The sequence below is a fragment of the Bradyrhizobium sp. UFLA05-89 genome (genome assembly GCF_059803475.1).
The window spans coordinates 64341-71240 of record NZ_JBANBA010000039.1; the positions used below are offsets into that span (position 1 = coordinate 64341).

The window sequence follows — 6900 nt, forward strand, 5'->3', positions numbered from 1 at the left end:
ATCGTGCTGGTTGACGCGTCATCTTGTTTGCCTTGATATGAGCAACACTCATGCCGCCCCAGAATAAAGACGAGACTGCCAGCAACTTGAGACGGCCTTATCGCATGAACACTAGAATCAGCGCCATCGTGACCAGCGTGAACGTGCTGGTAACAGTGATGCCCAGGTACAACCGTTCCATTCTTTCCTCCATCCTTGGCAGACCCGCTCCGGCGAAACCGAAGCGGGGACCGACAGTGCGAACGGTAGGCAATACTTCAGTCTGGTGTACAGTGAAGTTAATACTCCTTAGTTATCGACGCAAGCGGAATCTGCGGTCCTCCCAAAATCAAAATAGAGCAGTCTATATTTCGACTCGGAAACGGTGCGATTAGGGCTCGTACTTTCCGACGTCGCTGCTGGCCGTAGTGCGCAGATTCGACACCACAATGGCGAATGAGAGTGGAAGCCGCGCGACAGCGTTGCGGCTCCTCCGTGGTGGCTCACAAATCCGGGAATCGATTCGTTGGGCTAGAAGGTCATCCCAGCCGGCGTGCGACTTACGAACCGTCGTTGCTGCTGCGTTTGCGGGCTGGTCAACGGCGTGCTCGAGCAGCTTCGGATGGTCACGGTCCGGGTAGTCGCGGCGCAGGATCTGCCTGAGCCGTTGGCTTGTTGGGATGCCCGGCTTGCACCTTGGACCGAGTTTGCCACCGCCGCTCTGATCAGATCAACGCGCTTGGTGTTTTTCTTTGTATTGAAGTGCAGGATAGACCTCCGCCCCACGTCCGTATTCTCACGGAGAGACATTCCAGGCGTCAGGGATATTTACAATTGGTAGCAAAAACACTATACACGATTGACCGTTTTTCTCACGCCCCGCCGGCCAGTGATTTGGGGCAATTTCATTGGTGGAGTGATGTATTCGAACCATCAGGAAATTTCATCGCCAGCGGTTGTTGAGTTGCGTAAAGAGGCGGGCCTCTGGCTCAAAGGGCTGAGGGAAAAGCGGGGGTTGTCGCAGCGCCAGATGGCTGAGAAGGTGGGGGGGAATTATTACACCTTCATCTCTCAATTGGAGTCAGGCCGCGGCCGGATACCCCCCGACCGATATTTGGTGTGGGCCGAGGTTTTGGGCATAGAGCCGAAGTTGTTCGTCAGAAATCTCCTCAGGTGCTATGATCCGGTCACCCATTCGATATTGTTTGGAAAGAGCAACAAGGGGTAGGCACTAGGGGCATCAACACTTTCGATTGTACTTTCCGGCCCTGGGGGAGCTTGGCCGCATCTACGATGAGCGGTTGCTGTTACGTAGCGAGTTCACCATTGGGCTGAGTACTTTCATGCTGCAAAGTAATCAGGTTCTTACCTTTTTTCGGGCCTGCGAGCGCGGCGATTGGAGCCAACCGGAGCTGGCGGAATTCTACAGGGTGGAAGATGCCCTGACAAAATCCGGAGTTGGGATTTCAACAGATCGTGGGCTCACCGATGAGGGCGAGCCCTGGTTTGTTTTCTTCCGGCAAGACAACGAAGAGGTAATCGTTCACTTTGCCCGCATCGGCGGCGAATACGTTGTCGCTTCGAATTTCACTGAAGCAGTGCTTCGCGGCCGAAACTTCGAGAGGTTGGTGCGGGAGTTGCTGGATTCCCATCCGTACGTTTTGCCGAAGCAGCATTCGTCGCGATCGACCGTTTTTTTGCATCCCGCCACACTGTTGGCCGCCCTGGTGGTCACGGGCTACGTCAAGAGCAGTGAACTGAATGCGACTGCCGACGACGGTAGCCGGCCGGAGAAGTCGTTCGGATGGTTCCTCGATCGTCACGATCTGGCGGCGACATATTCCGCAATCGTAATCGCCTCAGTTTGGGACAGCCTGGCGATAGGCGGTTCGGTTAGCAAGCCGTCTGATGACCTCGTGTCACTCGATCATGCACAGCCCGCTCACGGAGAGCACTGTCCACATATCGGACAGGCGCTTGCTGACGACAGCCTGCTGCAAAATTTTCAGGCGTTTCACGGCACGGATGATCGGTCCGTCTTGACTGCGGCGGCGCTCCATCTTGACGGGCAAGACGCTGTTCACCACTTCAATGAGCCGGCGATTGCCGGCCTGGTGGCCAAGCCGTCTGGTCCCGCTCCCGAGTCATCTCATCACGATAGTGTGGCTGCCTGTTCCGGGAATGACGTAGTCCGTGCCGAGCATGATCTCGATTTGAAGTTGGCGGATTTTCACCTGCAGGGTGACGGCTTTCCGATTGTCGCCAGGGAACTGATAACCGTCGCCTCCAATTCTGTCAGTTCCTCCGCCCCGTCAAATCTGACGCCGGACCATGCCTCTCCTCAGCATGTTTCGACGGCGCCGACCACAGCGGTTGAGCATTCGGATACGACCGTCGCGGCCGACAATCACTCCAGCACCGTGCATGTGGCTGACGCGATCCAAGCGCCGGTGTTGCAAGTACAGCCCGAAGTCACATCGACCGGCGAGCCGACCGCTCATGTGAACCAGGTCACGGCGATCAGCGACCCGACCGCTCAGGTGAGCCAGGTGACGGCGACCGGCGACCCGACCGCTCAGGTGAGCCAGGTCACGGCGATCAGCGACCCGGCCACTCAGGTGAGCCAGGTCACGCCGATCAGCGACCCGACCACTCAGGTGAGCCAGGTCATGGCGATCAGCGACCCGACCGCTCAGGTGAACCAGCTCACGGCGACCGGCGGGCCCGCTGCTCTGGCGAACCAGCTCACGGCAACCGGCGCGCCCGCCGCTCAGGTGAACTATGCCGCTCTGCCGGGTGATGTGACCGCCAACCAGGCTCAACCCGATCACGAAGCGTGCGTGTCGGATGGCTCGACGCTCAGCATCGTCGGAATTGATGTGCACCACACTACAACTACCCTGGCGTGAGATCGACCAAGCCTATCAGCCATTTTATGAGTTGCCTGATGGTTGGAGGAGACAACAGTCGATTGTCGCGGCCGTCACGTAAGCAGCAAAGAGGGCTGCGGAGCTGTCGAAATATTTTCAATGAGGCATTGAGACTACCAGCCTCCAGGAAATTAGTCGCCCATGTCTAAGCGTCCATCGTTTTTAGCCGACGCGTCCAAGGCTATTCGCCCTGGCTTCGCAACCGCTATTGTCTTTGGCTTTTTCATAAATCTGCTGGCGTTTGTGGGCCCCCTCTACATGCTCCAGGTGTACGATCGGGTTTTGGGCAGTCGAAACATCGGCACGCTGGTCGCGCTGACCATCATCGCGGGCTTTCTCCTGATCGTGTATGCAGCTCTGGAGAAAATCCGATCGTCTGTCCTTGTTAGGCTTGGCCTTCTGTTCGCCGAAAAGGCAAAGAGCCCGTTGTTTGATACGGTCCTGCGCGGCACGATTGTTCAGCCGGGCACAAACCATGCGCAGGCTTTACGAGACCTCGATACAATTCGCGAGTTCCTTACTGGCACAGGCCTCATAGCGTTCTGCGACGCGCCTTGGGTTCCTGTGTTCGTCGCTGGATGTTTCATTATGCATCCCTGGTTCGGTTACGTTGCTGGTGTGGGGGCATTGCTCATTTTTGCGTTAGCGTTGGCCAACGAGCTATTGACGCGGAATCAATTGAAGGACGCCTCTCGCAATTCGGTCCTGGCCCATTCGTACGCAGCAGCGACGTTCCGGAACGCTGACGTGCTTTATGCCATGGGCATGCTCAAGGGCTTACGGGACCGTTGGTCCGATCGACATAGTGAAGGCCTGCAATTGCAGGCGGGCGCAAGTGATCGGGCCGGTTTTCTTGTGGCATTCAGCAAGTTCGTTCGAGCGTTTCTCCAGATCGCGATACTCGGAGTTGGTGCGTATTTGACGGTCAATCAGGAGACTTCGGCCGGCGCAATGGTTGCGGCCTCGATCATCATGGGGCGCGCGCTTGCCCCGGTCGAAATAGCCGTCGGACAATGGAAGACATTCCTGGCAGCTCGCTCTGCATACGAGCGGATAAGCAATCTTGTGAAAATGCTTCCCGAGGAAGGCGAAAAAATCACTCTTCGTCCGCCCCAGGGCCGGATCTCAGTCGAGAATATTCTCGTAATCCCCCCCGGCGCAAAGGAGCCCGTTATCCGCGAAGTCTCTTTCGCCCTGCAGCCTGGTGAAGTCTTGGGAATTATAGGTCCGAGCGCAGCAGGTAAGTCCAGCTTGGCACGAGCGTTGGTTGGAGTGTGGCGACCCGCCGTTGGGAAAGTCAGAATTGACGGATCTGAGTTGGCTCATTGGAATCGCGATCAGCTTGGCCCCTATATCGGATATCTTCCGCAAGACATTGAGTTGTTTTCCGGCACGCTTGCAGAAAACATTTCCCGGTTCGGCGAGCATGACGAAGAGAAGTTGTTTTCTGCGGCCGAAATGGCTGGAGTTCACGAGTTGGTTCAAGGCTTGCACGATGGTTACAATACCCAGGTAGGCGAAGGCGGACTTATCCTATCGGGTGGACAGCGGCAGCGTATAGGCTTGGCTCGCGCGCTCTATGGAAAGCCACCGATCGTGATACTCGATGAACCAAATGCGAGCCTGGACTCGGAAGGCGAAGCGGCCCTGATGGAGGCGATCCAGGCGCTGAAGCGAGCGCACTCGACCGTTGTCGTTATATCGCACAAGACCGCGATGCTTGCCGCGGTGGACAAAGTGCTCGTGCTTGCAGCCGGACGGGTGTCGGCGTTCGGCGGTCGCGTTGAGATTCTTTCTAGATTGATGGGCGGTCCGAAAATCGCGGCGGTCGCCAGTGCTGCAACAGCCGTCCGATAGGTGCGACGATGCGTAAGAATTCCGTTCCGGACTGGAGGGTCCCAGCCACAGCCGGCTACGTCGTCATAGTCGGCACTTTTCTCGTTCTAGGTGGATGGTCTGCCGTTGCTCGGCTGGATAGTGCGATCACCGCCACCGGAGTTGTGTCCGCGGAAACCAACCGCAAGACCATCCAGCATCTGGAGGGTGGTATCGTTCGCGAAATCCGCATTCGCGAGGGACAACACGTCCAAGCCGGGCAGGTCTTATTCCGACTGGACCTTACGCAAGCAAAGGCTGGATATGAGCTGCAGCGAAACCAGCTGGATTCGTCGATCGCCCAGGAAGCGCGTTTGATCGCTGAACGGGATGGCCAGGACGAAATAGCATTTCCCAAGGAGCTGCTTGATCGCGCCGACGATCCGAACGTCAAGCGGGCAATTGCCGATCAAGTGGCTCAATCTCACGAGAGGTGCGGCTCCCTCAAAGGTCAGGTCCAAATACTTGACGCCAAGATCGATCAATATCGATCGGAGATCGAAGGTCTAACGCAGGAGAGAAGCGGAACCGCGAATCAGCTCAAGTATGTCAATGAAGAATTGGTTGACGTCCGTCACTTGTTTGAAAATCAGCTAACCCAGAAAAGTCGATTGATGGCGCTCGAGCGCGAAAGGAGCCGCCTGGAAGGTTTGCTTGGACGCTCAATGGCGGATGAATCAAAGGCCCGCAACGGCATCGAAGAAGCGCGTCTGCAGATCCGGCAACTTCGCCAAAAGTTCCGGGAGGATATTGCTAGCTCGATGCTCGAAACGCGACAGAAGATCAATGATCTTCGTGAGAAAGTAAGAGTCGCGCAGGACGTCCTGTCTCGCGTGGACATCTTGTCTCCAAGCACAGGCGTTGCGCAAAATCTGCGGGTCTTTACCTCTGGCGGAGTCGTCAAACCGGGTGAGCCCATGGTCGATGTGGTCCCCGAGCACGACGCCCTCATTGTGCAGGCGCACGTGCAACCACAGGATACGGAAAACCTCCAGCCTGGTATGCCCGCGGAAGTCAGGTTCTCATCATTTCAAGCGCGTATCCTTCCGATCATTGTGGGGGAGGTAGAGAGTATCTCCCGCGATCGCCTCATAGACGAACAAACCAAACAACCGTACTTCCTTGCACAAGTTGTCGTGGATGACATACCGTCGTTCGTTAAGGATCGTTTGTCAGCTGGAATGCCTGCGGACGTGATTTTCCCCACCGGCGAGCGAACGGTTCTTGATTATTTGGTCCGCCCGCTCAAAGACCGTCTGCGAGGCGTCATGCGGGAGAAGTGATCAGAGCAAGCGCCATCCTCCCGAAGACTTACGATGGTGCCGATCTTCATGGCGCTCAAGAGGTTCCCGCCATTGCTTCCGAGCTTGACGATGGTGCCTGCCGGCATACTCGTGACCTTGCCCCACAGGCTTAATCCAGATTGAAGTTCGCTCTGGCCCAAACAAGGACCAGAGCATGAAGCGTAGCCGCTTTTCGGAAGAGCAGATCATCGGGATTTTGAAGCAGCATGAGGCCGGGGTTTCGGTTGCCGATCTGTGCCGCGAGCACGGCGTCAGCGACGCCAGCATCTACAAATGGAAGGCCAAGTTCGGCGGGTGTCGGAGGCCAAGCGGCTGAAGACGCTGGAGGACGAGAACACACGGCTGAAGCGGTTGCTGGCTGATGCCATGCTGGACAATGCGGCGCTCAAGGATCTCGTGGGAATGAAAACGCCGCCGCGGCGGCCACAAGCGGGCCCTTGGGACCCGGGCGCCGATGACGGTGCCGATGGCCCCGCTCGACTTTGTGTCGGATCAACTCACGGATGGCCGCCGCTTCCGCATCCTGACCGTGGTCGATGATTGCACGCGCGAGTGCCTGGCGCTGGTGGCTGACACCTCGCTCTCGGGCGCCCGGGTAGCACGGGAACTGGACCGGCTGATGACCGAGCGCGGCAAGCCCAGGATGGTGGTCAGCGACAACGGCACCGAACTCACCAGCAACGCCATCCTGACATGGGCCGATCAAAACCGCGTCGGCTGGCATTACATCGCGCCGGGCAAGCCCATGCAGAATGCGTTCATCGAGAGCTTCAATGGCCGGCTACGGGACGAACTGCTCAACGAGACGCTGT

The 6900-nt window shown here is 57.3% G+C and carries 4 protein-coding genes and 1 pseudogene; all 5 read left to right on the plus strand.

What is annotated here, in order from left to right; genetic code table 11:
- Window positions 1–898 precede the first annotated feature (898 nt).
- Window positions 899–1207: a helix-turn-helix domain-containing protein gene (locus tag SO139_RS21415; RefSeq protein WP_449379005.1), complete on the plus strand. Its 309-nt coding sequence runs from the start codon at window positions 899–901 to the stop codon at window positions 1205–1207.
- 25 nt (window positions 1208–1232) lie between these two features.
- Entirely contained in the window at window positions 1233–2888 is a 1656-nt protein-coding gene (locus tag SO139_RS21420; RefSeq protein WP_449378911.1) for a hypothetical protein, read from the plus strand.
- 162 nt (window positions 2889–3050) lie between these two features.
- The gene (locus SO139_RS21425) at window positions 3051–4766 is read left to right on the plus strand and encodes a type I secretion system permease/ATPase (RefSeq protein WP_449378910.1); all 1716 of its coding nucleotides are present in this window, start codon (window positions 3051–3053) and stop codon (window positions 4764–4766) included.
- Window positions 4767–4774: 8 nt separating this feature from the next.
- A complete protein-coding gene (locus SO139_RS21430; RefSeq protein ID WP_449378909.1) occupies window positions 4775–6067 on the plus strand; it encodes an HlyD family type I secretion periplasmic adaptor subunit in 1293 nt (430 codons plus the stop codon).
- 175 nt (window positions 6068–6242) lie between these two features.
- A pseudogene (locus tag SO139_RS21435) lies at window positions 6243–6900 on the plus strand (transposase); the annotation flags it as partial.

Excerpts from the sequence above, each read along its gene's own strand:
- SO139_RS21415 (WP_449379005.1), top strand. The coding sequence starts at position 899 with ATGTATTCGAACCATCAGGAAATTTCATCGCCAGCGGTTGTTGAGTTG.
- SO139_RS21425 (WP_449378910.1), top strand. The coding sequence starts at position 3,051 with ATGTCTAAGCGTCCATCGTTTTTAGCCGACGCGTCCAAGGCTATTCGC.
- SO139_RS21430 (WP_449378909.1), top strand. The coding sequence starts at position 4,775 with ATGCGTAAGAATTCCGTTCCGGACTGGAGGGTCCCAGCCACAGCCGGC.